Source organism: Lapillicoccus sp., assembly GCF_036559105.1.
Lineage (GTDB): Bacteria > Actinomycetota > Actinomycetes > Actinomycetales > Dermatophilaceae > Lapillicoccus.
Window position 1 is genome coordinate 1 of record NZ_DATBTV010000021.1, and the last position, 26,861, is coordinate 26,861.

24 protein-coding genes are annotated in these 26,861 nt (G+C 70.1%); 9 read left to right on the top strand and 15 right to left on the bottom strand.

Annotated features, from left to right (window positions below):
• The 3 genes from VIG79_RS02715 to VIG79_RS02725 all read left to right on the top strand — a co-directional run.
• On the top strand, positions 1-1,826 hold a 1,826-nt coding region (locus VIG79_RS02715), incomplete at its 5' end, for a glycoside hydrolase family 15 protein (RefSeq protein ID WP_414672566.1).
• Positions 1,823-2,539 carry a maleylpyruvate isomerase family mycothiol-dependent enzyme gene (locus VIG79_RS02720; RefSeq protein ID WP_331881831.1) on the top strand — a complete coding sequence of 239 codons (717 nt, stop codon included), beginning with the start codon at positions 1,823-1,825 and terminating at the stop codon, positions 2,537-2,539. The genes VIG79_RS02715 and VIG79_RS02720, both read left to right, overlap by 4 nt.
• Before the next feature lie 13 nt (positions 2,540-2,552).
• On the top strand, positions 2,553-3,233 hold the full coding sequence (locus VIG79_RS02725) for an MBL fold metallo-hydrolase (RefSeq protein WP_331881833.1): 681 nt from the start codon (positions 2,553-2,555) through the stop codon (positions 3,231-3,233).
• A 28-nt stretch (positions 3,234-3,261) separates the two neighbouring features.
• On the opposite strand, the gene VIG79_RS02730 is transcribed toward VIG79_RS02725, so the two are convergent.
• Together VIG79_RS02730 and VIG79_RS02735 are read right to left on the bottom strand one after the other, a co-directional pair.
• Entirely contained in the window at positions 3,262-4,413 is a 1,152-nt protein-coding gene (locus VIG79_RS02730; RefSeq protein ID WP_331881835.1) for an OmpA family protein, read from the bottom strand.
• 76 nt (positions 4,414-4,489) lie between these two features.
• Positions 4,490-5,320: a serine hydrolase gene (locus VIG79_RS02735; RefSeq protein WP_331881838.1), complete on the bottom strand. Its 831-nt coding sequence runs from the start codon at positions 5,318-5,320 to the stop codon at positions 4,490-4,492.
• A 128-nt stretch (positions 5,321-5,448) separates the two neighbouring features.
• Here VIG79_RS02735 and VIG79_RS02740 point away from each other — a divergent pair, with 128 nt between their 5' ends.
• The 3 genes from VIG79_RS02740 to VIG79_RS02750 all read left to right on the top strand — a co-directional run bounded on the left by VIG79_RS02740 (position 5,449) and on the right by VIG79_RS02750 (position 7,747).
• Positions 5,449-6,201 carry a C40 family peptidase gene (locus tag VIG79_RS02740; RefSeq protein WP_331881841.1) on the top strand — a complete coding sequence of 251 codons (753 nt, stop codon included), beginning with the start codon at positions 5,449-5,451 and terminating at the stop codon, positions 6,199-6,201.
• Positions 6,198-6,533 carry an MmcQ/YjbR family DNA-binding protein gene (locus VIG79_RS02745; RefSeq protein WP_331881843.1) on the top strand — a complete coding sequence of 112 codons (336 nt, stop codon included), beginning with the start codon at positions 6,198-6,200 and terminating at the stop codon, positions 6,531-6,533. Before VIG79_RS02740 ends, VIG79_RS02745 begins: the two co-directional genes overlap by 4 nt.
• Before the next feature lie 218 nt (positions 6,534-6,751).
• Positions 6,752-7,747: a TerC family protein gene (locus VIG79_RS02750; protein WP_331881845.1), complete on the top strand. Its 996-nt coding sequence runs from the start codon at positions 6,752-6,754 to the stop codon at positions 7,745-7,747.
• A gap of 37 nt (positions 7,748-7,784) precedes the next feature.
• Here the strand turns inward: VIG79_RS02750 and VIG79_RS02755 are convergent, their stop codons facing one another.
• From VIG79_RS02755 to VIG79_RS02800, 10 genes are all read right to left on the bottom strand, one after another.
• Complete coding sequence (locus VIG79_RS02755; RefSeq protein WP_331881968.1) at positions 7,785-8,681, bottom strand: EamA family transporter; 897 nt, start codon at positions 8,679-8,681, stop codon at positions 7,785-7,787.
• A 63-nt stretch (positions 8,682-8,744) separates the two neighbouring features.
• Entirely contained in the window at positions 8,745-10,871 is a 2,127-nt protein-coding gene (gene uvrB, locus VIG79_RS02760) for an excinuclease ABC subunit UvrB (protein WP_331881847.1), read from the bottom strand.
• A gap of 236 nt (positions 10,872-11,107) precedes the next feature.
• On the bottom strand, positions 11,108-13,198 hold the full coding sequence (locus VIG79_RS02765; RefSeq protein ID WP_331881850.1) for a glycosyl hydrolase: 2,091 nt from the start codon (positions 13,196-13,198) through the stop codon (positions 11,108-11,110).
• Positions 13,198-13,935, bottom strand: coding sequence for an HlyD family secretion protein (locus VIG79_RS02770; RefSeq protein WP_331881853.1), 738 nt, complete (start codon positions 13,933-13,935; stop codon positions 13,198-13,200). Before VIG79_RS02770 ends, VIG79_RS02765 begins: the two co-directional genes overlap by 1 nt.
• Positions 13,932-15,590, bottom strand: a complete 1,659-nt coding sequence (locus VIG79_RS02775; protein WP_331881856.1) for a cellulose synthase catalytic subunit — start codon at positions 15,588-15,590, stop codon at positions 13,932-13,934. Before VIG79_RS02775 ends, VIG79_RS02770 begins: the two co-directional genes overlap by 4 nt.
• A 323-nt stretch (positions 15,591-15,913) precedes the next feature.
• A complete protein-coding gene (gene coaE, locus VIG79_RS02780; RefSeq protein WP_331881858.1) occupies positions 15,914-17,122 on the bottom strand; it encodes a dephospho-CoA kinase in 1,209 nt (402 codons plus the stop codon).
• Positions 17,123-17,257: 135 nt separating this feature from the next.
• On the bottom strand, positions 17,258-18,361 hold the full coding sequence (locus VIG79_RS02785; protein WP_331881861.1) for a sn-glycerol-3-phosphate ABC transporter ATP-binding protein UgpC: 1,104 nt from the start codon (positions 18,359-18,361) through the stop codon (positions 17,258-17,260).
• A gap of 3 nt (positions 18,362-18,364) precedes the next feature.
• Positions 18,365-19,681, bottom strand: coding sequence for an ABC transporter substrate-binding protein (locus tag VIG79_RS02790; protein ID WP_331881863.1), 1,317 nt, complete (start codon positions 19,679-19,681; stop codon positions 18,365-18,367).
• Positions 19,682-19,711: 30 nt separating this feature from the next.
• Entirely contained in the window at positions 19,712-20,539 is an 828-nt protein-coding gene (locus tag VIG79_RS02795) for a carbohydrate ABC transporter permease (RefSeq protein ID WP_331881865.1), read from the bottom strand.
• The gene (locus VIG79_RS02800; RefSeq protein ID WP_331881868.1) at positions 20,536-21,483 is read right to left on the bottom strand and encodes a sugar ABC transporter permease; all 948 of its coding nucleotides are present in this window, start codon (positions 21,481-21,483) and stop codon (positions 20,536-20,538) included. Before VIG79_RS02800 ends, VIG79_RS02795 begins: the two co-directional genes overlap by 4 nt.
• 279 nt (positions 21,484-21,762) lie before the next feature.
• Here VIG79_RS02800 and VIG79_RS02805 point away from each other — a divergent pair, with 279 nt between their 5' ends.
• Positions 21,763-22,080, top strand: coding sequence for a hypothetical protein (locus VIG79_RS02805; RefSeq protein ID WP_331881870.1), 318 nt, complete (start codon positions 21,763-21,765; stop codon positions 22,078-22,080).
• A gap of 177 nt (positions 22,081-22,257) precedes the next feature.
• Here the strand turns inward: VIG79_RS02805 and rpsA are convergent, their stop codons facing one another.
• Positions 22,258-23,763 (bottom strand): 30S ribosomal protein S1, encoded by a 1,506-nt coding sequence (rpsA, locus tag VIG79_RS02810; RefSeq protein ID WP_331881873.1) that lies wholly within the window; start codon positions 23,761-23,763, stop codon positions 22,258-22,260.
• A 182-nt stretch (positions 23,764-23,945) separates the two neighbouring features.
• On the opposite strand from rpsA, the gene VIG79_RS02815 reads away from it, so the two are divergent.
• Together VIG79_RS02815 and VIG79_RS02820 are read left to right on the top strand one after the other, a co-directional pair.
• The gene (locus tag VIG79_RS02815; RefSeq protein WP_331881876.1) at positions 23,946-24,803 is read left to right on the top strand and encodes a class I SAM-dependent methyltransferase; all 858 of its coding nucleotides are present in this window, start codon (positions 23,946-23,948) and stop codon (positions 24,801-24,803) included.
• Between the two features lie 31 nt (positions 24,804-24,834).
• On the top strand, positions 24,835-25,260 hold the full coding sequence (locus tag VIG79_RS02820; RefSeq protein WP_331881878.1) for a phage tail protein: 426 nt from the start codon (positions 24,835-24,837) through the stop codon (positions 25,258-25,260).
• A 13-nt stretch (positions 25,261-25,273) separates the two neighbouring features.
• On the opposite strand, the gene VIG79_RS02825 is transcribed toward VIG79_RS02820, so the two are convergent.
• Entirely contained in the window at positions 25,274-26,041 is a 768-nt protein-coding gene (locus VIG79_RS02825; RefSeq protein WP_331881880.1) for an SDR family NAD(P)-dependent oxidoreductase, read from the bottom strand.
• Between the two features lie 181 nt (positions 26,042-26,222).
• Complete coding sequence (locus VIG79_RS02830; RefSeq protein WP_331881882.1) at positions 26,223-26,861, bottom strand: GNAT family N-acetyltransferase; 639 nt, start codon at positions 26,859-26,861, stop codon at positions 26,223-26,225.

A 26,861-nucleotide genomic window follows, 5' to 3' on the forward strand; every position in this document is an offset into this window, starting at 1 on the left:
GGCCCTCGCAACCTGCTCGGTCGGCACCCCACGGCAGCACGCTGATCCATGACTACGCCGTCATCGGCGACATGAAGACCTGCGCGCTGGTCAGCCGCGGCGGGTCCGTCGACTGGCTCTGCCTCCCCCGCTTCGACTCGCCGTCCTCGTTCACGGCGCTGCTCGGCACCCCGCAGCACGGCCGGTGGCTGATCGGCCCGGTGGAGGAGGCCCGGTCGACGCGCCGCTACGTCGGGGACACGTTCGTCCTCGAGACCACGCACGAGACCGACACCGGCGTCGTCAAGGTCACCGACGTCATGCCCACCGCCGACGACCGCGCCGACATCGTGCGGACGGTGGAGGGCGTCAAGGGCACCGTGCGGATGAGGCACGAGTGGGTGGTCCGGTTCTCGTACGGGAAGATCACCCCCTGGGTCAGCCGCCACGACGGCCCGGGCGGCGCCGACGACAAGGTCATCTCCGCGGTCGCCGGCCCCGACGCGCTGGTCCTGCGCGGGACCCGCCTCCCCCACGCCCACGACGGCAAGCACGTCGACGAGTTCGACGTGGCCGAGGGCGACCGGCTCGTCTTCTCGACGACGTGGGCACCGTCGCACCTCCCGATCCGCGAGCAGCTCGACAGCGAGGCCATCGTCGAGACGACCCGCGAGGAGTGGCAGGAGTGGGCCGACCGGTTCCAGTACGAGGGGCCGTACCGCGACGTGCTGGTCCGCTCGCTGCTCGTGCTGCGGCTGCTCACTCACTCGGAGACGGGAGGCATCGTCGCCGCTCCGACGACCAGTCTCCCGGAGGACGTCGGGGGCACCCGGAACTGGGACTACCGCTACTGCTGGCTGCGTGACGCGTCACTCACCCTCGAGGCGCTGATGGGGTCCGGGTTCGTCGAGGAGACCCTGTTGTGGCGCCGCTGGCTGCTCCGGGCGGTGGCCGGGGACCCCGAGGACATGCAGATCATGTACGCGGTGGACGGCTCGCGCGACCTGCCCGAACGGGAGATCGGGCACCTGCCGGGGTATGCCGGCTCGCGGCCGGTGCGCATCGGCAACGCCGCGGTGTCCCAGCGCCAGACCGACGTCCTCGGCGAGGTGATGATGGCTCTCTCCGACGGCCGGGACCACGGCCTCGAGGAGTCGGATCGGTCGTGGCGGATCCAGCGGTCACTCGTGGAGGAGCTCGGCCGCCGCTGGGACGAGCCGGACAACGGACTCTGGGAGATCCGCGGCCCACTGCGCTACTTCACCCATTCCCGCGTCATGGTCTGGGCCGCGTTCGACCGGGCCATCCAGGGAGTGGAGAAGCACGGGCTCTCAGGCCCGGTCGACAAGTGGCGCGACCTGCGCGACCAGGTCCGCGAGGAGATCCTCGCCAAGGGCTTCAACACCGAGCGCAACACCTTCACCCAGCACTACGAGACCGACGAGGTCGACGCGTCGCTGCTGCTCATCCCGATCTGCGGGTTCCTGCCGCCCGACGACCCCAAGGTGCTCGGCACCCTCGACGCCATCGTGCAGGACCTCATGCACGAGGGGCTCCTGCTGCGCTACCGCACCACCAGCGGCGTCGACGGGCTGCCCGGCTCGGAGCACCCGTTCCTCGCGTGCTCGTTCTGGCTGGTGCAGGCGCTGGCGCTGGCCGGCCGGCCCGACCAGGCGAAGGAGCTCATGGACCGGCTGGTCGCCCTCGTCAACGACGTGGGCCTGCTGTCCGAGGAGTACGACCCGAAGGACCACCGCATGGTCGGCAACTACCCGCAGGCGTTCTCGCACCTGACCCTCATCGGCGCGGCTCACGCGCTCGCTGGGGTCGCTACGGTGAAGGCATGACCGACCCGACGACGACGCCGAACATGGACTTCCGGACCCACCTCGTCGCCGTCGACCGGCATACCGAGCTGCTCCTGGCCACCGCGCGCTCGCTCGACCCCGGCAGCATCGGGGACCCCAGCCTCTGCCCGGGGTGGACCCGTGGACACGTCCTCACGCACATCGCCCGTAACGCCGACGCACTGCTCCGGCTCGTGACCAACGCGGTGACCGGCTCGTCAGAGCCGATGTACGACAGCCCCGACGCTCGCGACGCCGACATCGAGGCCGGCGCGGGGCGCCCGCTGGCGGAGCAGGTCACCGACCTGGAGGCGAGCGCCGCGCGGTTCGCGGCGGCGTCGGCCGGGCTGACCGAGGAGATGTCGACCGTTCCGCTGCTCGCCCGCAACAACACCAAGGTCAAGGCCGGCTACCTGCCGTTCATGCGGATGCGCGAGGTGGTGCTGCATCACATCGACCTCGACGCCGGGTTCTCGTTCGCGGAGGTCGACGACGAGGTGCTCCTGGCCCTCCTGCAGGACACCATCCGGCGGCTGCGCCACAACCCCGAGACCCCGTCGATGTCGATCCGCACCAACGAGGGCGATGTCTGGTCGATCGGCGACGGTCGCCCGATCGTGTCGGGGACCCGCGCCGCCGTCCTCGCGTGGCTCACCCGCGGTGACGCCGCCGGCGTGGAGGGCACGCTCCCGACGATCCCCTCGCTGGGCTGAGGAGGCTTCCGGCATGGCGAACGACGGGTATGCGGGTGCCGTCAGCCCCGGCGGCCCCTCCGACGTGCGGGAGCTGCCGCGGCTGACCATCCGCAAGTGCAGCGTCTCCTCGTTCGACAACAACGCCTACCTGCTGACCTGCCGGTCCACGGGGGCGCAGCTGCTCGTCGACGCGGCGGCCGACCCGGACCGCCTCCGCGCCCTGCTCGAGGAGGGCACCGAGCGGCTCGACGTCATCGTGACGACCCACCAGCACCAGGACCACGTCGGTGCCCTGCGCGAGATGGCGAGGACCACCGGAGCCCGAACGGCGGCCGGTGCGGAGGACGCCGACGCGCTCCCGGTCGACGTCGACGACCGGCTCTTCCACGGTGACACGGTCACGTTCGGCGACGTGACGCTCGACGTGGTGGCCCTGCGCGGGCACACCCCGGGGTCGGTGGCCCTGGCCTACCGCGACCCGTCCGACCCGGAGGGGTTCACACACCTCTTCACAGGCGACTCACTCTTCCCGGGTGGGGTGGGCAACACCAAGAACCCGGGCCAGAGCTTCGACTCGCTCTACCGCGACGTCACCGAGCGGGTGTTCGACGTCTACGGCGACGACACGTGGGTCTACCCGGGGCACGGCAACGACACGACCCTCGGGGTCGAGCGGCCGCACCTCGACGAATGGCGCGCCCGCGGCTGGTGACATCGCCTTGTCCCGTGGGACGTAGGGGTCAGCGCACGGCCGGGTAGAGGACGAGCACGCGTCGGTTCACCGCGGTTTGGCCGTCGCTGGACTGGGCAGCGAGGGGGTCGGCCGCGCCGAGACCCGCGAAGACGAGCTGAACGGGCCTGCCGGCGAGCCGGTCCCGCAGAGCCGTCGCCACCGCCGCAGCGCGCTCGGTCGACACCACGGTGTTGCGTTGTGCGGACCCGGTGTCCTCCGCGAAGCCGTGGATGAACACGGCACCGGTCAGGTTACGCGCGACGAGTGCCGCGGCCACGGCGTCGACTTGTGCGGTCGACGAGGGCGACAGATCCGCGGAGTCCGAAGGGAACGGGATCGCCGGGCCGACGGGATCGAGGACCCTAGGCGCGCGGCCGGCACCGGCCGCAAGGATAGGGGCCGGGCCGCCGACGATGTCGGCGACGGCGTCCTGGGCCGACTGCTGGACGACGACGGGCAGGCCGGCGCTGTTACCGGGCGGAGTCAGCCGGAGCGCGATGGTGCCCGCGACCACGTCGGCAGACGAGAAGATCGACCGCGCTCCCTGGCCGATGACGACAACGAGGATCACCACGGCGATGGCCACACCACTCCAGCGGAGGATTCGCGCCGTCCGGACCGCGTGGACTGAGTCGCGGCGCCGTGCGGGGGCGGTCTCGCCGGGGACGTGCTCCCCGGGCTCCGGGGCGGCCTCACCCGTCGCGTCCGAGGACGGCCCCGGGCCGCTCGTGAACCGCCACCCGTCGGGATCGGAGTCCGGCCGGACCAGCTCTTCGGCGAGGAGGTCGCGGCTGCCCCAGAGGGTCAGCATCTCGAGCTGATGATCGTCGGTGAGGGCGGTCGTCATCCGGACGGACGTCCGCACCCTCCTCGCGCTCGGCTGGGTCCCGAGGAAGGGGCCGATGTGGGTCGCGGTCAGGACCCCGTCCTGAACCCGCGCACCACCGATGATCCGACTGGATGACGGCGTCCAGGACAGCTCCATGAAGGACCGGATCAGCGCGTCCACGACGACCGCCGGGGGGTACGACGAGTAGTCGTGGTGGGATCCGGACACGACGACGGTGGCCCCGGGCGCGAAGCAGCCCAGAGCCGCCTCCCGGTCCCCACGAGCCAACGAGTCGAGCAGCCCGTCCAGCACGGCCGACGCGTCCGACATGCCACCTCCCGTCGACACCATGACTACATTTCCATCCTCGTCATCGGTACCGGACCGATTCGGCGAAACGGGACGCTCACCCGCCCATGCTCAACCGTTCGGCGGCGAGCGCGCCGATGGCCGCGAAGACCGGCAGCACGCGGGTGCCGCTGTCGGGGCCGCCTATGTCCTCCGGATCGGTCAGCCGGTCCGCCACGACGGCCACGGCGACCCAGCGGTGGTCCCGCTCCGCCAGGGCCAGGTCGGCCCGCAGGCCGGGCAGCTCCCCCGTCTTGGAGGCGGCCACCACGCCCGCCGGGAGCGCGGCGGGCAGTCCGGCCACAAACTGCTGCTCGCGCAGGATCTCGATCGCGAGCCGAGTCGCGTCAGACCCGAGCAGCCGTCCCGTACGCAGGGCGTCGAGCAGGTCGACAAGGTCCTGCGGGCAGGTCTCGTTCTCCAGACCGGCCGCGATCGAGGCGGGGTCCATCATCGGACGCTGCAGGCGGGTATGCCGGGTCGGCACCTCCGCCAGCAGACGGCCGACCTCACCGCTCCGGAGCAGGGCCGCGTGCTCCAGGACCGCATTCGTCGCGTCGTTGTCGCTCAGCGCGATCATCAGTCGCAACGCCTCCACCAGCGGCAGCGACGTCACCGAGGGCAGCAGGCTGAGCGGCCCGCACCCGCCGACCCGGTCCTCGAACGCCGCGATGGCGACGGGGTCGTTGAGGTCGAGCCGGCCCTGCTCGACCAGCCGCAGCACGGTCACTAGGATCGGCACCTTGATGGTGCTGGCCGACCGCGAGACCCGCTCCGCGTCGAAGGACCACGTCCAGCCCCGGTCGTCCCGGGCCGCGACGCCGAGCCGCCCCGGCGACGACTCCGCCACCGCGGTCAGCCGCTCCTCCAGCGTGTCGGATGCCTCCACGCCGTGCAGTATGCCGACCCGGCGGGCCCGTCCGGACTCAGATGTCTGTCGGTTCTCCGGGCCGGTGCCCGTTTTGTCGACAAACATCTGAGTCCTGACGGGTTTCGGCGGCGTGCCAGGATGACCGGATGCAGATGCGGGCGCGGGTCCCCGTGGCGACGCTCTGGGTCGCGCCGGACCGGCCGCGCCCCGTCGACCGGCCGGCGGTCGCCGACGTACCCGACGTCGTCGCCTGGTTAGCAGCGCTCGACGCACACCCGGACGACGGTGAGGACGGCAACGGGCGGCTGGGGCTGCACGGTCGGGTGCACACCCAGGTGCTCGCGGGCGAGCCGGTGACCGTGGTCGGCGACGACGCCGCATACCCGGGGTGGGTGGAGGTCGTCTGCCCGTGGCAGCCGAGCTCCCTCGACGAGCGTGGCTACCCCGGCTGGCTGCGCGAGGCCCACCTCATCGGTGACGACACCGGCGGACACGACGACGCGCCCGAGGACGAGTCCTGGGCGGCCCGTCCTGGCCCCGACGGACGCGCCGACCTGGCCCTGGCCCGGGAGCACCTCGGGCTCCCGTACCTCTGGGGTGGGACCTCGCCGCTCGGTCTCGACTGCTCCGGGCTCGTCCACCTCGTCCACCGAGAGCTGGGACGGGTGCTCCCCCGGGACGCCCACGACCAGCAGGCGGCGACCGTACCGGTGGATGCCGCCGACGCCCACCCAGGCGACCTGTACTTCTTCGCCCGGCCCGGCGAGACGGCGCACCACGTCGGGATCGTCACCGGCGCATACCGGATGATCCACGCCTCGGAGGCCCGCGCCATCGTCGAGGAGCCGCTCGACGAGCGGCGCCTGGCCACCCTCAGCGGTGCGGGGCGGGTCCGATGACCCGCGACGAGCTGCTGGCCTACTGCCTGGCCAAGCCGGGCGCGTGGTCGGACCAGCCGTGGGAGGGCGACTACGTCGCCAAGGTCGCCGACAAGATCTTCGCCTTCACCGGTGAGACGTCGATCGGGGTCAAAGCCGGGGCGAACCGTGACGAGGCCGACGAGTGGATCCGCCAGTACCCCGACGACGCCAGCGTGATGGCCTACATCGGGCGGTCCGGCTGGAACTCCCTGCGGCTCGACGGGGCGATCCCCGACGAGGAGCTGCGGGACGCGGTGGACGCCTCGTACGAGCTGGTCGTCGCGAAGCTGCCGAAGAAGCAGCGCCCCTGACGCCTCGCGACGGTGGACGGAAGTTCGGCGCGTGACCGTCGTGTGACACGATGGTGGCGACGGAGGGGAGTATCCCCGCTCGCGGTTGCCTCGTCATCACGGTGTCGCCCTTCGGGGCCGGCTCCCGGGGCGCCGGTCCGCACGGAACTCGTTCCGGCGGGCGGGAGAGACCTCCGGTCGCCTGCTCATGCATCGTGACCGGAAGGCCCTGATCAACCGTGGACGTCTCCGCAACCACCTGGTGGGTCACCATCGGGGTGCTCATCGTGTTCCTCGTCATCGACGTCGGCGTCATCGCACGGCGCCCGCACGTGCCGTCGATGCGGGAGTGCGCGATCGCGCTCTCGTTCTACGTCGGTGCGGCGGTGGTGTTCGGGCTCTGGGTGTGGTGGAACTCGGGCGCTCAGTACGCCGGTGAGTTCTACGCCGGCTGGCTCACCGAGTACTCGCTGTCGGTCGACAACCTTTTCGTCTTCCTGCTGATCATGCGCAAGTTCCTCGTGCCGGAGAAGCTCCAGCAGGAGGCCCTGGTCATCGGGATCGTCATCGCGATCATCCTGCGGGGCATCTTCATCGCCCTCGGCGCCGCGGTGATCAACGAGTTCGCCTCGGTCTTCTACATCTTCGGCCTGTTCCTCATCTACACCGCGGTCAAGCTGGCCCGCGAGGGCTCGATCGAGGACGACGAGTTCAAGGAGAACCGTCTCCTCACGTGGGTGGAGAAGCGGTTCCCGGTGACGCCGGAGTTCCACGGACCCAAGATCGCGACGCGGATCGACGGCAAGAGGATGCTCACGCCGATGTTCATCGTCATCGTGGCGCTGGGCACAACCGACCTGCTGTTCGCGCTGGACTCGATCCCGGCGATCTACGGGCTCACCAAGGAGCCGTACCTCGTCCTCACCGCGAACATCTTCGCGCTCATGGGTCTGCGACAGCTCTACTTCCTCATCGGCGGGCTGCTCGAGCGGCTGGTCTACCTCAGCATCGGGCTCGCCGTGCTGCTGGCGTTCATCGGCGTGAAGCTGATCCTGCACGCGATGCACGAGAACAACCTTCCGTTCATCAACGGCGGCGAGCCGATCCCGGTCCCGGAGATTCCCATCGTGGTGTCGCTGGCCGCCATCGTGGTCATCCTCGGCGTGACCACGGTCGCGAGCCTGGTGAAGAGCGCCCACGACGACCGCTCGAAGCAGGCCCCGACCGGCTGCTGAGGCCCACTGTCCCTCGCCGAGGCCAGCTCTCGGCGGGTCAGCCGGCCAGGGCGGGGCCGTCGGTCTCGTCCAGGGTGGAGCCGCGGCGGGTGGTGCCCATGACCAGGGCGCTGGCGCCGACCACCAGCGCGATGCCCAGCAGCTGGAGCCCGGTCAGCCGTTGGTCCAGCACGAGGAACCCGGCCAGCGCGGCCAGCGCCGGCTCCAGGCTCAGCAGGATCCCGAACACCCGTGAGCTCATCCGTCGGAGCGCGAACAGCTCGAACGAGTACGGCAGCACCGACGACAGCACCGCGATGCCGAGCCCCTTGAGGAGGATCTCCGAGGTCCACAGGGGGGCCGAACCAAGCCCGAACGGGGCCACGGCCAGGCACGCGACGACCATGGCGATGGCCAAGCCGTCCAGCTGCGAGAAGGCGGCCCCGGTCCGCTTCGACAGGATGATGTATGCCGCCCAGCAAGCCCCGGCCACGGCGGCCAGCCCCAACCCGATGAGGTCGAGCTCGGCGAAGGGGACGCTGAGGGCCTCGGAGATGAGGACGACTCCCGCCGCCGCCCCGACCACCGCGAGGAAGTCCAGGCCGCGGCGCGAGAGGGCTACGGTGAGCACGAGCGGCCCGAGGAACTCGACCGTCACGGCCACCCCGATCGGCAGCCGCCCGAGCGAGGCGTAGAACGACCAGTTCATCGCCCCGAGCGCCAACCCGAAGAGGACCACGGTCCCCCACGCCCGGCGGGAGTGGCCGGTCAGCCGCGGCCGCGCGACGGCCAGGAGGATCAGGGTGCCGATGAGCAGCCGCAGGGTGACCGACCCGGCGGCCCCGATCGCCGGGACGAGGGTCGCCGCGAGCGCGCCCCCGAACTGGACCGAGACGATGCCCATGAGGACGAGCAGTGGCGCCGGGACCCGGCCGAGGAGGCCCGGTCCCGGCATCGCTGGCATACCGTCATCCAACGCCATCGCCACCCGGCGGGAGGTACCGCCCGCCGGGTCCGGTCAGGAGGTGGCGCGGGTCATCTGTCGGAGCTCCTTCTTGAGGTCGCCGAGCTCGTCCCGGAGCCGCGCGGCCAGCTCGAAGTGCAGGTCGGCCGCGGCCGCGTGCATCTGGGTGGTCAGCTCCTGGATCAGTGAGGCGAGGTCGGCCGCCGCCATGGACTCCAGCCGTCCACCGCCGGACACGTTGACGTCGACGGCCAGCGCCCCACGACCGCCCCCGCCGGTCTTCGTCGCCCGACCGCGGGACTGCGAGCGCCCGCTGCCGAGCAGCTGCTCGGTGTCGGCGTCCTCGCGGGCCAGCAGGTCCGTGATGTCGGCGATCTTCTTCCGCAGCGGCTGCGGGTCGACACCCCGCTCCTTGTTGAACGCGATCTGCTTCTCCCGCCGCCGGGAGGTCTCGTCAAGGGCCTCCCGCATCGACGGGGTGACGTTGTCGGCGTACATGTGCACCTGCCCGCTGACGTTGCGGGCGGCGCGACCGATGGTCTGGATGAGCGACCGCGCCGAGCGCAGGAACCCCTCCTTGTCGGCGTCGAGGATGCACACCAGCGACACCTCGGGCAGGTCGAGGCCCTCACGGAGCAGGTTGATGCCGACGAGGACGTCGAACTCGCCGGTCCGCAGCTCCCGCAGCAGCTCCACCCGGCGCAGGGTGTCGATGTCGGAGTGGAGGTAGCGGACCCGGATCCCCTTGTCGAGCAGGTAGTCGGTGAGGTCCTCGGCCATCTTCTTGGTCAGCGTGGTGACGAGGATCCGCTCGTTGCGCCCGGTGCGCAGCGTGATCTCGTGGATGAGGTCGTCGATCTGGCCCTTCGTCGGCTTGAGCACGATCTCCGGGTCGACGAGGCCGGTCGGCCGGATGATCTGCTCCACCGGTGGGCCGGACGTCGCGGCCTTGGCCAGCTCGTAGGGGCCCGGCGTCGCCGACAGGTAGAGGGTCTGGCCGATCCGGTCGAGGAACTCCTCCCACATCAGCGGGCGGTTGTCCATCGCGCTCGGCAGCCGGAACCCGTGGTCGACGAGCATCCGCTTGCGGGACATGTCGCCCTCGTACATCGCCCCGATCTGTGGCACGGTCTGGTGCGACTCGTCGATGACCAGCAGGAAGTCGTCCGGGAAGTAGTCGATCAGGCAGTTCGGCGCGGATCCCGCCGACCGGCCGTCGATGTGCCGCGAGTAGTTCTCGATGCCGCTGCACGACCCGACCTGGCGCATCATCTCGATGTCGTAGGTCGTCCGCATCCGGAGCCGCTGCGCCTCGAGCAGCTTGCCCTGGCGCTCCAGCTCGGCCAGCCGGTCGGCCAGCTCGATCTCGATGCCCCTGATCGCCCGCTCCATGCGCTCGGGTCCGGCGACGTAGTGAGTGGCCGGGAAGACGTACATCTCGGTCTCCTCGCGGACCACCTCACCGGTGACCGGGTGGAGCGTGTAGATCCGTTCGACCTCGTCGCCGAACAGCTCGATCCGGATCGCGAGCTCCTCGTAGACCGGGATGATCTCGACGGTGTCGCCGCGGACCCGGAAGGTGCCGCGGGTGAAGGCCAGGTCGTTGCGGGTGTACTGCATCTGCACGAACTTGAGCAGCAGCTGGTCGCGGTCCATCTGCTCGCCGACCCGGAGCCGGACCATGCGGTCGACGTACTCCTGCGGCGTCCCCAGCCCGTAGATGCACGACACCGACGCCACCACGACGACGTCGCGGCGGGTCAGCAGCGAGCTGGTCGCGCTGTGCCGGAGCCGCTCGACCTCGTCGTTGATCGACGAGTCCTTCTCGATGTAGGTGTCCGTCTGCGGGATGTAGGCCTCGGGCTGGTAGTAGTCGTAGTAGGAGACGAAGTACTCGACCGCGTTGTTGGGCAGCAGCTCGCGGAACTCGTTGGCCAGCTGGGCCGCCAGCGTCTTGTTGGGCGCCATCACCAGCGTCGGCCGCTGGACCTGCTCGATGACCCACGCGGTGGTCGCCGACTTGCCGGTGCCGGTCGCGCCGAGCAGCACGACGTCGTCCTCGCCGGCCTTGATCCGCCGGGAGATCTCGTCGATCGCGGTCGGCTGGTCGCCGCTCGGGGAGAACTCGGAGATCACCTCGAACGGGGCCACCGTCCGCTTGATGTCGGTCGTCGGACGCATACGCCAACGGTACGTCCCGGGTCCGACACGACGGCGCCCGACCCTGAACCGGCGGAAGGGTGCGGGCTCCGGTCCGCTCGACTGCCAGTCGAGCGACTCGGCTGGGGTTCTACCGGCAGCCAAGCGGCTCGACTGCCAGTCGAGCGGCACTGCGAGGCGTCGGTGAGCCCGTGAGACGACACAGAGCCCGCCACCCCCTCACGGGTGACGGGCCCTGGTCGGGGCGCCCGGGGGTGCTACGACGCCCTAGTCATGAGCCACGCCTCCATGTAGGCCCGGCTGTTGCCGTCGTCGACCCACTTCGCGTCGAGGCTCGACGCCTCCTTGAGCGCGGCGGCCGCATCCTGCTGGCCGGCCAGACCGGCGTACATGAGGAGGTAGTCGCCGAACTGCTGTCCGTACCCCGCCCCCGCGGTCGCCTCGGTGACCTGAGCACGGATCCGGTCGGGGTCGCCGGCGAGGTAGGCGGCCGAGCTCGGGCTCGCGGGGAGCACGAGGATGGCCAGCATGGCCGCCGGCGACGGGGAGAACCACGTGGCGTAGTCGCGCTTGCCACCCCAGGTCAACGAGAAGATCTGGTGCCCGAAGCCCTGGTAGACCGGGTCGCTCTTGTCGATGCGCAGCCCGTAGAGCAGCGCGGTCGCCTGCTCCCCGGCCAGCATCCAGGTGGCCTCCGCCTTGAGCGGCTGGTTCTTCGTGGTGTCGGCCCAGATGCTCAGCCCGGTCCAGGCGGTGACCGCCTCCGAGGTGCTCTCCTGGTTGTTGCCGTCGGCGAACGGCGAGGTGCCGCTGGCCCACGAGTGCGCGTTGTAGGCGTCGAAGGCCCGGCGGTCGGGGAACAGCCCCTTGGTCCCGGTGCCGGCGATGTCGGCGGCGACGAGGTCCATGACCGGCTGCCACTTGGCCACCAGGGCCGGGTCGTTGGCGGCGAGCAGGCCCGCCGTGTAGAGGAAGTACCCGTAGTGGAAGTGGTGGTCGTTGTACTCGTCCGAGCCGAACGAGGGGGTGAGCCCGATCATGCCCTTGCCCTGCGCGTCGTAGACGAAGCAGAACGCGGGGCGCTTCGCGCAGCCCTGGGGGTCGGTCCACTGGTCGAGCTGGGTGACGAGCTTCGCCTTGAGCGGCGTCGCGACGTCCTCGAGCCCGAGCTGGGTGGCCAGCTGGTACAGCTGGGCCGACCGGTAGAGGGCCTTGCCGCCGAAGTACGTGTCGGCCGGGAAGTCCTTGGTCTCGGCCACGTCCTTGCGGACCTGGTCGGCCAGGGTCGCCTTGTCGGCGTTGCTGAGCTTGCCGAGGTCCAGCTGGGTGGTGACGGCCCGGGTGGGCTCGCTCCACGTCAGCGTGTCGCCGCGGCAGACCGAGAGGGTGCCGTAGGCGCTCGGGAAGGTCCCGAGGTCGCAGGTCGTCCCGCCGGCGAGGCCGGTCTTCTGGTGCGGCATCGCCACCACGACCCCGTCGCCGCCGCCCTCGTGGGCGTACGTGAGGGTGGTGGTCGCCGAGTCCCCGGAGACCGCATACGCCGTCTTGCCGGAGGTGACCGGCGCGACGGACGAGGCCATCGCCGCGGCCGAGCCGCCGTCGGGCACCGCGAACCAGGTCACCCGGCCACCGGCTTGGACCGAGACACCCGTGTCGCTGGCGGTGGCCTTGTCGAGCAGGAGGCCGTAGGTGCGCCCGGCGACCGTGACGGTCGGCGGCTCACCCGCGGCGAAGGACACGTTCTGGCCGAGGGTGACCGCGTCGGTGGCCGTGAAGGTGACCGAGGGAGACCCCTGGGCCAGCACCGTGTGGCCGAGGGCCTTGCCGCCGCTCCCCCGCTGCTCGAGGGTGACGGTGAGGTCGTCGTAGGCGGACACGACGGTCGACTGGACGCCCGGCACGGTGACGGTGACGTCGGAGACGGCCCCGCCGATGATCGCCTTGTCCGACGTGACCACCTTCGGTACGCCGAACCCGAAACCGGTCTTCTGCTCGGTGAAGCTGAGCGGCACCGCGAACACGGGGAGCGCCTCCGGCCCGAGGGCCAGGCTGGAGAACCACTTGTTCGTCGGCGGGACCAGGCCCTGCGCCAGACGGTCCGCCTGGAGCGGCTTGGGGGTCTGCTGGACGACCTTCGCGGCGTTGGTCTGGAGGGTGGCGGGGTCGATCACCGCGGTGGCGGCGTCACCGCTGCCCTCGACCTTCGAGCCCGCGCCCGCGGCGTCGCCGCTGCTGCTGGAGCTGGTGGTGCAGGCGGTCACGGTGGCGAGCGCCGCGACGGTGAGCACGGCGAGGCCCGCGCGCAGCGGCCCGGCCCGGCCCCTGGTCAGGGAGTGGAGGGTTCGCATCACTTGAGTCCGATCTTGATGAGGAACGAGCGCAGCCCGTCGGTCGGGCCGGCCAGCGGGCCGTCGTCGCGCAACGAGAGGGTCGCGGCGACCGGCGTACCCGGGTGGGTCAGCTCGGCGATCTTCGGGTCCTTGAGCGAGTCGCTCGCGACGGTCACCCGCGTCTTGGCCTGGCCGTTCTCGGTGGTCACCGAGACGGACTGGACCGTGCCCTCGACCGTGCGGTCGTCGGGCAGCCGCAGGCTGACGGCTGCGCCCTTGACGATCCGCTCGTAGTCGCGCGGCGAGAGGACGAAGTCGGCGAGCGCATACTGCGAGCCGTCCGAGGTGATCGTGGCGAGGTTCGCACCGTTCTGGACGAACCCGCCGGTCTGCGCCTTGACGTCGGAGAGCCGGCCGTCGCTGAGCGCCTTGTAGGTCACGGTGGACGTCTTGGTGTCCACGTCGAACGCGTCGGTCGAGGTGACCTTGAGGCCCTGCGAGAGGTCCCGCTGCAGGTCGGGGCTGTTGACGGTGAAGAGGGTCTGGCCCTTCTTCACCTCGTCGCCGTCGCCGGCCTCGGTGTTGGTGACGACGCCGCCGTACGCGGCGCCGACCGAGGCCTGGGCCGAGACGACCTGGCCGGTGGTGCTGAGGGCCTGGGCCTGGCGCTGGTTGAAGACCAGCGTGAGGACGGCGGTGAGAGCGAGCACGGCGACGATGCCGCCGAAGAGTCGAAGTCGTTGGGTCCAGGTCATGACGAGACCTCCTGGGTCGCAGTGGATCCGGCCATCACGAGGTCGTCACGCGTGAGCACCGCGACAGGGCTGTCGGCGGGGCGCGCGATGACCGTACGCAGGGCTGGCTCGGGAGTCGGTTCGGTGACAGGCTCCGCGGCGGGGCGACGTCGCCGGGCCAGCTCGCGGAACGCAGCGCCGATGAAGGCGCCGAGGATGATCGTGTTGGTGATGTTCCAGATGGTCGCCAGCGTCAGCTGGCTGTGGTTGATGTCGCGCCAGATCGCCACGAACGAGGTCGGCAGCAGGAACGTGAACATCAGGACCTGCGGGACCATGAAGGCGAACGGCGAGGCCACCCGGTGATTTCCACCCGTGACGTGCCACTTGGTGTCCTTGCCGGTGATGACGTTGAACAGCGCCCGCGTGTAGATCGGGAACGACACCGTGGACAGCAGTAGGCACTCCCAGCGGAACGACCCGAGCGTGAAGAACGCCAGGACGATCTGCATGACGTAGAAGCCGGCGTAGTAGAGCAGCCAGGTGCCCAGGCCGAGGTCCATGGTCACGGGCCGGAGGTCGAAGTAGATCTCCAGCGGCGGGACGAGCAGGAGCAGCAGCGGTGCGATGCCGGCGAGGTAGTGCGTGGCCGTGACCAGGTACATGATCCGCTGGTCGGGCGTGAGCCGGCGGCGCGGGCTGAGCGGGTTGTGGGTCATGAGGATCTCGAACCCGCCGGTCGCCCAGCGCTGCTGCTGCTTGGTGAAGCCCTCGATGGTGTCCGGGGCGTCGCCCACGGCCAGCTCGTCGGGGATGTAGACACTGCGCCAGCCCCGCTCGTGGAGCAGCAGCGAAGTCCACACGTCCTCGGACTTGCTGGCGGTGTACATGCCGCCGATGTCGTCGACGGCCTGGCGGCGGAAGACCACGTTGGTGCCGACGCAGAACGCGGCGTTGAAGTGGTTCCGGCCGGGCTGGATGAACCGGTAGAAGACGGTCTGCATGTAGCCGGCGCCGCGGGCGATGACGGTGTGGAGGTTGCCGTACACCTGCGGCGTCTGGACGAACGCGACGTCCTCGCTGACGAAGAACGGCAGCGTCTCGAGGAGGAAGTCCTCCTTGGGGACGAAGTCGGCGTCGAGGATCGCGAAGTACTCGCCCTTGGCGATGGACAGCGCGTGGTTGATGTTGCCGGCCTTGGCGCCGTTGTTGGACAGGCGGCGCACGTAGTGGCAACCCAGCTCGGCCGCGAGGTCCCTGACCCCGTCGGACTTGCCGTCGTCGAGGATCCAGGTCCGGTGCTTGCCGGTCATGGCTCGCGCGGCCGTGGCGGTCCGGCGGATGGTGTCGACCGGCTCGCCGTAGACGGTGATGAAGACGTCGACCAGGGTGTCGTTCCCGTTGAGGCGGAACGGCCACTGGGTGGCGTCCTTGCCGTTACGGGCAATGAACTTCGGGTCGAACAGAGCGTCACGCGCCGCGTAGTACGCGTAGTCACGTGGGCTGGATGCGCCCGAGAGGATCGTCCACATCGCCAGGAGGGCCTGGACGATGAGGAGGCTCTCGGCGACGATGACCATCGAGTACGGCAGCCAGTCGCCGCGGTTCGCGGGGTTGAGGAGAAAGCTCGAGTAGAGGAGAACGCCGAGCGCAGCGATGACCGTCAGGAGGATCATGACCGGGCTGTAGTCCGTCGAGACACGCGCTCGACGATCGGTCAGGACCTGGGCATCGCCGCCGGCGAGGTCGTGGGAAGGGTCGAATGACACAATGGCACCCCCGTGCCGTGAAACAGAGTGGGGTCCACCGAGTCCCGTTGGCGGGGCTGCGGCGAAATGACAGCGGCCCCATTGCCTGCGGGAGAGGGTTGAGGACCTCGACCCCGCGTGCTTCGAGAGTAGAGGGACGCGGGATGGATGCATGACAACGTTGACATCTGCGTGCTCAGCGCGTGGTTCAGATCACACCGATGAGGTATGGCGTTCCACGCTGTGGACGGTTACCGAGCGGTAGAGCCGAGCTGGTCCGTCCACCCCGTCCGCCCGACCCAGCCCTCGACCCGCGGGTACGCGTCGGCGAACCACGGTTCCTTGGCCTCCGTGTACTCGTCGGCGCTGGGAGCGCCGGCCGCGAGGGCCTTCTTCAGCGAGGCGTACTGCTGCCGGGCCTCGGGGTCGGCACGGAGCCAGTCGCGGAACTGCAGCGCGAAAACCCAGCCAGGAGAACCGAGCTCGCGAACGTGGACGTTCGCGACCCGACACGGGTCCATGGAGCCGTAGAAGCGCTTGCGCCACCGGCTCGGGTCATCGCCGCGCGGTAGGGGTGAGTCCTCCGTGATCGCCGGCACGTGGACGAAGCCGCGCTGGGTGAGCTGGGCCACGAACGCCGGGGTGTCGGCGTCGGTCAGCCTCCGGACGCCGACCTGAAGGTCGATGGCGTCCTTGGCCGGCAGGTCGGGCACACTGGTCGACCCGATGTGCTCCACCCGAACCGCCCGGTCGCCGAGGGCGTCGGCGACGCGTGCAGCGAGGCGTGCGGCCTGCGCGGGCCACGCGGGGTCCGGTTCGACCACGACCCCTCGCTGGAGCCGGCTGCGCTTCCCCGCCAGCAGGTTCGCGTTGAAGGGCAGCAGTCGGCGGGCCCAGAGGTCGCCGACCTGCCGTTGGGTCGCCTCGAGGGTGCCGTCGTTGTCGACCCACACGTCGGCGGCGGCCCGGCGCTGCTCGTCGGTGGCCTGTCGGGCGATCCGGTGGCGCGCGTCCGTCTCGTCCAGCCCGCGGTCGACCAGCCGCCGCACGCGGGTCTCGGTGTCCGCGCCCACGACGACGCTGAGGTGCTCGTGGGGCCAGAGGCGGCGTTCGACGAGGAGGGGCATGTCGTAGACCGAGACCGCCTGGACGTCCAAGGCGGTCCGCAGCTCGCGCACCCGGGCCGTGATGGCCGGCCCGGTGATCCGGTCGAGATCGGCCAGGGCGGCCGGGTCCGGGAAGACGATGGCCGCGAGCGCCGCACGGTCGAGGGACCCGTCCGGACGGATGAGGTGCGCCCCGAACCGCTCGGCCACGGCGGCCAGGGTCGGCCGCCCGGGTTCGACGACCTCGCGAGCCACGACGTCGGCGTCGATGACCTGGGCGCCGAGTTCCCGCAGGGCGGCGGCCACCGTGGACTTACCCGACCCGATCCCCCCGGTGAGACCGACGTCGAGCATCTCGACAGACTAGAGCCGTCCCCGACGGAGGACATCATGGCGAGTCGTGTCGTCATCACCGGGGGCGGGAGGGGCATCGGCCGCGCCACCGGTCGTGTGCTGAGCCATGGCCTCTCGCCAACGGTGTGAGCAGCGTCAGGCCGACGTGAGCCGCTCCCCCGTCTCGGCCGAGAAGACGTGGGCCTCGCTGGGCTCCGGGACCACATGGACGACCTCGCCGACCTCGGGGCGGACCCGCTTGTCGGAGTGGACCGTGACCCGCTGCGAGGACACCCCGTCCTCCTGCTCGGCGCCCACCGGCACGCCGTAGATGAACGACTCCGAACCGAGGGCCTCGACCAGCTCGACCTTGAGGTCGACCCCGTTGTCGGCGCCCGCGTCGACGAGATGCCATGACTCGGGGCGCAGCCCCACCACGACCTTCTCCCCCGCCTTCGCGGCCAGCGCCCGGTCGAGGGGGATGCGTACCCCGTGGACCTCGGCCACCCCCTCCCGTACCTGGGCCTCCACCAAGGTGATCGCGGGCGACCCGATGAACGAGGCGACGAAGGTGTTGACCGGCCGGTCGTAGAGCTCCTCCGGCGTGCCGACCTGCTGCAGCCGGCCGTCGCGGAGCACAGCGACCCGGTGGCCCATCGTCATCGCCTCGACCTGGTCGTGCGTGACGTAGACCGTGGTGATGCCGAGCCGGCGCTGCAGCCCGGCGATCTGCGACCGGGTGCTCACCCGGAGCTTCGCGTCGAGGTTGGACAGCGGTTCGTCCATGCAGAACACCTTGGGGTTGCGCACGATCGCGCGGCCCATCGCTACCCGCTGCCGTTGCCCACCGGACAGGGCTCCCGGCTTGCGGTCGAGGAACTGCTCCAGCTCGAGGATCCTCGCCGCCTCGGCGACCCGCTCCTTCACCTCGGACGTCGCGACCTTGGCGTTGGTGAGCGCGAACGCCATGTTCTCGGCCGCGGTCATGTTCGGGTAGAGGGCGTAGCTCTGGAACACCATGGCCACGTCGCGGTCGCGGGGCCGGACCCCCTTCTGGTCGTGGCCGTCGATGAGGATGCGGCCCGCATCGATCGGCTCCAGCCCCGCCAGCATCCGCAGCGTCGTCGACTTGCCGCAGCCGGACGGCCCGACGAGCACGAGGAACTCGCCGTCCGGGATATCGAGCGTCACGTGGTCCACGGCCGGTGCGTGACCGCCCGTGAAGACTCGTGTCGCCTCGTCGAAGTAGACCGTCGCCATGGGCTAGAGCTTGGCCTTGATCTGGCTGTCGATGACCTGCTGCGTCTCGCTGTTGAGGCCGGCGAACGTCTGCGCGACGTCGGCGCCCTGCGCGACCTGGTCGAGGGCCTTGCCGATGCGGGCGCCGCCACCGGGCACGAACACCCGCGCGTAGTCCTGCGAGCGGGTCTTCGGCAGCTGGTCCACCGCGGTCTTCGCGTTGGGGTTCTTCGCGAGGAAGTCCTTCTCCGACTGGTTGTCCAGCGCGGACTTCCGGACCGGCATGTACCCGGTCGCCTGGGTGAAGATCACCGTGTTGTCCGCGTTGGTGAGGAACTCCATGAACTTCAGCGCGTTCTTCTTCCGCTCGTCCGAGATCCCCGCCGGGATCGCCACGCCGGCGCCGCCGGTCGGGCAGTTGCCGTCACCGGGCAGGAACGCCGTCCCCACCGAGAACTTGGCCGCCTTGGTGATGCCGCCGAGCGACCCGGTCGACTGGACGATGCACGTCGCGAGGCCGGCGCCGAAGTCGGCCTCCGGCGTCTTGTTGAACTTGACGTAGCCGGCCTTGGCGAAGTCCTGCAGGAACTGGCCCGCCGCGACGGTCTTCGGGTCGGTGAACGTCGGGGTCCACTCCTTCGAGTAGGCGCCCCCGAAGTCCCACGCCATGTTCTGGAAGTACCAGTCGAGGTAGTTCGAGCCGTCGGGCATCTCGAAGACCGACTTGTCCGCCCCGGCCGCGGCCTTGAGCTTCGGCGCCCACTCCTGCAGCTCCTGCCAGGTCTTGGGCCCGCGGTCCTCGAGGCCGGCGGCCTTCCAGAGGTCCTTGTTGTAGTAGAAGAGCGGCGTCGACCGCGCATACGGCAGGGCGTAGTGCTGGTCCTTGAACTTGTAGTCGTTGTAGAGCGAGTCGACGTAGTCGTCGGTCTTCACGCCGGCCGCCGAGAGCAGGTCGTCGAGCGGTGCGAACTGCTTGTTGAGCGCGAAGTTGAACCACGTGACGTCCGAGGCGACCACGATGTCGGGCAGGGTCCCACCGGCCAGGGCCGCGTTGAACTTCTGCGCGACCTCCTCGTAGTTCTTGCCCGCGTCGGTCAGCTTGACGGTGATTCCCGGGTTCGCCGACTGGAAGGCGGTGATGATCTTCTGCTCGACCTCCTTGGACGTGCCCGGGTGGTTGCTCCAGAAGTCGATGGTGTTCGCGCTGCCGCCACCGCCGCTCTCTTGTGGCGTGCCGGGGCTGCCGGTGCCGGCACAGGCGGCGAGACCGGCGAGGGCGGCGGCGCCACCGGCTACTCCGAGGAATCCCCGTCGTGAGATCTGGCGGGAGAGGTCGTTCATGGGTATGCCTTTCGTCTGCGGGTAAGCGGGTCAGCTCTTCACAGCGCCGGCCGTGAGGCCCTTGATCATCTGGCGTTGGAGGAAGAGGAACAGGACGAGGATCGGCAGCATCGCGAGGATGGTGCCGGCCATGACGGGACCCCAGTTGGTGAGGCCCTCGTTGTTCTGGAGCAGGGTGAGCCCGACCGGGAGCGGAGCGACCCGCTCGTCGTCGGCCATGAGGAAGGGCCAGAGGTACTCGTTCCACTCAATGACGACGGTGATGAGCGAGAACGCCACGAGCGTCGGCCAGGACATCGGCATGACGATCCGCCAGAGCAGCTTCATCGGGCCCGTGCCGTCGAGCCGGGCCGCCTCGATGATCTCGCCGGGCAGCGACAGGAACTGGTTGCGCATGAGGAACGTCCCGAAGGCCACGCCGGCCAGCGGGATGATGATGCCCTGGTAGGTGTTCTTCCAGCCCAGCTGGCTGACCAGGGCGTAGTTCGAGATGACGGTGATCTGGTTCGGGACCATCAGGGCCGCGATGACGACGAAGAAGACGATGGTGCGCCCGGGGAACCGCAGCAGCGCCAACGCATACGCGCTGAGCACGCCGAGCACGATCTTCGCCGTCGCCGTGGCGACGGTGATGATCACCGAGTTGCGCAGGTAGCTCCAGAACGCGATCCGCGTCGTGACGTCGACGTAGTTCTCCTTGGTGGCCGGGTCCGGCCACCACTGCGCCGGCCGGACGTAGATGTCCTGGCGCTCCTTGAACGAGGTGATGAGGATCCAGAACAGCGGCACCGCGATGACGAGGGACACGAGGACCATGGCCACATAGCCGGCGGCGGTCCACCCCCTGCCGCGGTTCACGAGGTGTTCCGATCCATGAAGCGGACCTGGACCACGGTGACGACGAGCAGGACGAGGAACATGATCGTGGCGACCGTCGCGCCGTAGCCGGCCCGGAGGTTGACGAAGGTCTCCTGGTAGACCTGGTAGACGAGGGTGGTCGTGCCGTTGCCGACGGGCCCGCCCCGCGTCATCACATTGATGATGTCGAAGACCTGGACCGAGCTGAGCAGCACGGTGATCGACAGGAAGAACGTCGTGGGCCGCAGTTGCGGGAGCAGGACCCGGGTGAACTTCCGCCACGACGATGCGCCGTCGATCTCGGCGGCCTCGTCGAGGTCGGTCCTGCGGCCCTGGAGGGCGGCGAGGTAGATGACGAACGAGTACCCGAGGTTCTTCCAGATGTAGGTCACGGTCACCATGAACAGCGCCCAGTGCTGGTTCTGGTAGAAGTCCGGGGACGCGACGCCGATCCGCGCGAGCAGGTCGCGCACCAGCCCGAAGCTGGGGTCGAAGACGAACTGGAACGCCACGCCGACCGCCGCCCCAGAGATGACGAACGGTGCGAACACCGCGGAGCGGACGAGGTTCCGACCGCGGAGACGCTGGTCCAGCAGCATGGCGAGGGCCAGGCCGACGCCCATCGAGATGACGACGGTGGCGACGGTGAAGATCACCGTGTTGAGGACGATGGTCCGGGTGTCCTCGCGGGTGAACCACTCGGTGTAGTTCGCGAAGCCGATGTAGTTGGCGATCGGGGCCGAGATGTTCCAGTCGGTGAACGACAGCCGGATGTTGTCGAGCAGCGGCCGGTAGGTGAAGAGGATGAGCAGGGCGAGGTTCGGCAGCAGCAGCACCGCGGCGAGGAGCCACTCGCGCCGGCCCACCCCGGACCGCTTCGGGGGTGGCCCGACCGGCTCGGGCGGACCGACCCGGACCGCCGTGTCGCGCGTCGCGGTCGTCAACGGCCTCGCCACCACGACACGGCCGGAGACGTTTCCGTCGCCCGGTGAACGGTGCGCAGCCCAACCATGAACCCTCCACGAGACGGCGATGTCGGTCGCGGCGGCCACGTCTGTCGAGATGTGACCGCTCGTCACTAAGTCACGACAATTGCCCCCGCGGCGCACACCATAGCCTCCGACGCGCGGGACTGCATCCGGGCAGCGGCCTCCGACCGAATCCAGGTCACCGGTGCACTCCACCGACGGGGTGCGCATCCCGGTTCCCCCGAAGGAGACACCATGCGTATGCGCACACCGCTCGGAGCGTCCGCCGCTCTCGCCCTGGGCCTCGGCCTGACCCTGGTCCCCGCCGCCTCCGCCGGTGCCGCACCCGACACGAGGTGCATGCGGGCCGGCATCGCCTTCCTCAAGGACAACGGGCTGTTCTCGACGGTGGCCAAGGACGGTCTGCCGATCGCCACCGCGGTCGCGGTCGGCGTCACCCCGCGCGCCGGCACTGACGTCGCGTCCCTGCCCGACCCGCTGCCGCTCAGCGTCGTGCTCGCCGACCACCGTGCCGGCGAGAGCAGCCTGTTCGTCTACCCCTGGTGCGGCTGACCACGCCGCTGACCTCCCGCTGAACCAGAGGCGGGCTGACCCGCGTACCGGCGGCCTTCGGGGGATCGTCGGAGCGGTATCGGCCCCACGCGAACGGCCCGGAACCAGCTGGTTCCGGGCCGTTCGTCGTGCGGGGTCGTGCGGGTCACGGCTCGTCAGGCGAGCCGTGCCGACCGGTCAGTTGCCGGTCAGCTTCTCCCGCAGGGCGGCGAGCGCCTCGTCCGAGGCCAGCGTGCCCTCGGCCGCCGACGGACGGGGCGCGGCCACGTCGTCGGACCCGTCCGAGCTGCTGCTCGAGCCGCTGGAGGACGAGTACGACGTCGGCATCTCGCCGCCGCCGGACGCGGCCTCGGCATCGGCCTTGGAGGCCGCCTCGACCTGCGCCTTGTGCGACTCCCAGCGGGCGTGCGCCTCGGCGTACTGCTTCTCCCACTTCTCGCGCTGCGTCTCGAAGCCGGGGAGCCACTCGTTCGTCTCCGGGTCGAAGCCCTCGGGGTACTTGTAGTTGCCCTGCTCGTCGTACTCCGCGGCCATGCCGTAGAGCGTCGGGTCGAACTCGGCGACCGGCGCGCTCTCGTCGTTGGCCTGCTTCAGCGACAGCGAGATGCGACGACGCTCCAGGTCGATGTCGATGACCTTGACGAAGATGTCGTCGCCGACCGTCACGACCTGCTCCGGCAGCTCCACGTGGCGCTCGGCCAGCTCGGAGATGTGGACCAGGCCCTCGATGCCGTCGTCCACGCGGACGAAGGCACCGAACGGGACCAGCTTGGTGACCTTGCCCGGCACGACCTGACCGATCGCGTGGGTCCGGGCGAAGTGCTGCCAGGGGTCCTCCTGCGTCGCCTTGAGCGACAGGGAGACCCGCTCGCGGTCCATGTCGACGTCGAGAACCTCGACGGTGACCTCCTGGCCCACCTCGACGACCTCGGACGGGTGGTCGATGTGCTTCCAGGACAGCTCGGACACGTGGACGAGACCGTCGACGCCGCCGAGGTCGACGAACGCGCCGAAGTTGACGATCGAGCTGACGACACCGGTGCGGACCTGACCCTTCTGCAGCTCCTTGAGGAACGTGGTGCGCACCTCGGACTGGGTCTGCTCGAGCCACGCCCGGCGGGACAGGACGACGTTGTTGCGGTTCTTGTCCAGCTCGATGATCTTGGCCTCGATCTCCTTGCCCACGTAGGGCTGGAGGTCGCGGACGCGACGCATCTCGACGAGCGAGGCGGGCAGGAAGCCGCGGAGACCGATGTCGAGGATGAGCCCACCCTTGACGACCTCGATGACGGTGCCGGTGACGACGCCGTCCTCTTCCTTGATCTTCTCGATCGTGCCCCAGGCGCGCTCGTACTGAGCCCGCTTCTTGGACAGGATCAGCCGGCCCTCCTTGTCCTCCTTCTGGAGAACGAGGGCCTCGACCTCGTCGCCGACCTTGACCACGTCGGCCGGGTCGACGTCGTGCTTGATGGACAGCTCACGCGAGGGGATGACGCCCTCGGTCTTGTAGCCGATGTCGAGCAGGACCTCGTCCCGGTCGACCTTGACGATGCGACCTTCGACGATGTCGCCGTCGTTGAAATCCTTGATCGTCGCGTCGATCGCGGCGAGCAGGTCTTCCTCAGATCCGATGTCGTTGATCGCGACCTGAGGGGCGGCCTTGGTGGCCGTGCTGGCAGTCATGTAGGAGGAACTCCGATGGTGGACAGTGAGTTGATGGTGGAAGATGCCGTGAGTGGTACCGGCGCCGACCGGGTGCCCGCCCAACGGCGGGCATGCGTGGTCGACGCACACACGTGTGCCTGCGTATCTTACCGGCGCTGTCTGCAGCCGGTCAAAGCACGTCCGCCCGCCACACTGGGCGCATGACCAGCGACGATGCCGCCGGACCTCGGTCGGGACAGGGGTATGCGTGGACGGCCTACCCGGTCACGCGCCGGGAGGCCGACCAGCCGGAGACGGTCCACGCCAACCGAGCATGGTGGGACGCCGAGGCCGCCGACTACTACTCCGAGCACGGCGCCTTCCTCGGCGACGCCGACCTGACGTGGGGACCGGAGGGCCTTCGGGAGTCCGAGGCGCACCTGCTCGGCGACCTTGCGGGTATGCGGGTCCTCGAGATCGGCTCGGGAGGAGGCCAGGGGGCGCGCTGGGTGGCCGGCCAGGGCGTCGCCTCGGTGGTCGCCTCCGACGTGTCGGCGGGCATGCTCGAGCGCGCCCGTCGGATCAACGCCACGGTGGCCGACCCACGGCAGCGGGTCCCGCTGGTGCAGTGCGACGGCGCCGCCCTCCCCTTCCCCGAGGAGGCCTTTGACCTCGTCTTCACCGCGTACGGCGTGGTCCCGTTCGTCGCGGACTCCGGGCGGGTCATGGCCGAGGCGGCCCGCGTGCTGCGGCCCGGCGGCCGGTTCGTGTTCTCGACGACACACCCCGTCCGCTGGGCGATGCCCGACGACCCGGGTGAGCAGGGTCTGCGCGTGACCCAGTCGTACTTCGACCGCACCGCCTACGTCGAGCAGGACGCCGCCGGCCAGGCGACCTACGTGGAGCACCACCGGACCTTCGGCGACCGGGTGCGCGAGATCGCCGCCGCGGGCCTGCGGCTGGTCGACGTCGTCGAGCCGGAGTGGCCGGAGTCCAACCTCGAGACCTGGGCCGGCTGGTCGCAGCTGCGCGGGCGGCTCATCCCCGGGACGGCGATCTTCGTGACCTGGAAGGACTGACAGTCGCACTCGCCGGGAGGATGCTGCTCGCATGGCTCTTCCCGACCCGGACAGCAGCGTCGGCCACTCGTTCGGCCTGGAGCTCGACGGAGTGACGCTACCTATCACCGACGTGGTCGGCCTCGTCCTCTCGGTGTTCCGGCTCGAGTTCGAGGCGGAGCACGGCGGCATCCCGCCCGGCCCACGAACCTCGCGCCACGCCCTGACCCTCGTGCGGCCGCTCAGTGGGGAGAAGTCCTTCGCCGGCTGGGTCCAGCAGGCCAACGACGTGGGGCTGGAGGCGGCGCGGCGACGTGGGGCGGTCGTCGTCTACGACGACGAGGGCAGGCCCGTCGCGAGGTACCACCTCGAGAACGCCTGGCCGTCGAAGCTGGAGATCGGGTCACTCACGGCCGGCGGTACTCAGATGGTCGTGGAGCGGCTGACGGTGAGCTACGAGCGCTGCTGGTTGGAGTGAGACCTCGGGTCGATCAGATGAGCGAGTAGCCACCGTCGATGACGATCGACTCCCCCAGCACGTAGCTCGAGGCGTCGGACGCGAGGAAGACGACCAGGCCTCGGAGGTCGGCAGGCTCACCGAGTCGAGCCGCGGGGACGCGGGCGCGCCAGCCCTCGCCGACCTCTGGGTTGGCGTCGATGAACTGTCGGGTCATGTCGGAGAGGAAGTAGCCAGGGGCGATCGCGTTGACCCGGATACCGCGGTCGACCCACTCGACCGCCAAGGACCGGGTCAGCTGGTCCACGGCCGCCTTGGAGGCGTTGTAGGCCGCCTGCCGTTGTGGGACGTTGACCACGAACGCCGACATCGACGACACGTTGACGATGCTCGCGACTCCCCCGGCGTGCAGGACGACCCGAGCGAAGGCCCGACACGCGAGGAACGTGCCGGTGAGGTTGATGTCGACGACCCGGCGCCAGTCCTCCGCCGATGTCTCCTCGGCCGGGGACCACGCCGCGACGCCGGCGGCGTTGACGAGGACCGACGGTGGTCCCAGCTCGTCCACCACGCGGTGGAGGGTCCGCGCCAGCTCGGTCTCGTCGGTCACGTCCACCCGCAGACCTACCGCCCCCACGCCGCGTCGGGCGGCCAGCTCCGCGGCAACCGTCTCAACGCCGTCGCCGACGTCCAGCAGTGCCGTCGCGCACCCCATCTCCGCCAACGCGTCGGCCATCTCCAGGCCGAGGCCGCGCCCGCCGCCGGTCACCACGGCCACCTTGCCGATCAGGTCGTCGAACACGGCCTCAGCGTGTCACGTGGACGGCGCACACGCACTGCGCGTCGGCCCCACTCGTCCGGCTCCGGGCTCGAGACCCGGGCACGACCACCCCCGCAACGATGTCGAGATGCGGATCATGGCGGCCAGCACGCCCCGATAGCCGCCGACAAGACGTCGAGATGCCGATCGTCGTGGCGGCGCGCTAGCGAGCCGGACCGACCAACCGGCCGGATGCCGGGAGACGTCCACCGTCGAACCGATCCGCGCGCAGGCGGTAGAGGACATGCGTCCGCACGGGACTGTCCGGGTCGAGCTTCGGGTGGTCGAAGTCCTCGGCCGGGTCACGCGTCATCCCGAGGCGTTCCATGACGGCTCGGCTGCGCGTGTTGGCCACGGTCGTGAACGAGACCACCTCGTCCAGACCCAGCGAACCGAACGCCACGGCGAGGGCGGCGCGAGCGGCCTCCGTCGCATACCCCCGGCCCCAGGCCGACCGCGCCAACCGCCACCCGATCTCCGTACACGGCGTGAACGGGGCCGACCACTGCGGTCGGTTGAGGCCGACCATCCCGAGGAACGCGCCGGAGTCGAGCGCCCCGACCGCCCAGAGCCCGTACCCGTACACCTCCAGGAGGGCGGCGTTGCGGTAGGCGAAGGCATTCGACTCCTGCTCGTCGAGGGTCGACGGGAAGTAGCGCATCACCTCGGGGTCGGCGTTGAGGGCGGCGAACGGCGCCCAGTCCTCGTCGCGCCACTGGCGGAGCACCAGCCGCACGGTGCGCGGCTCGACGAGGGGTATGCGGCGGTCCTCGTCCGGGATCGAGGTCGGGGTCGAGGTCAC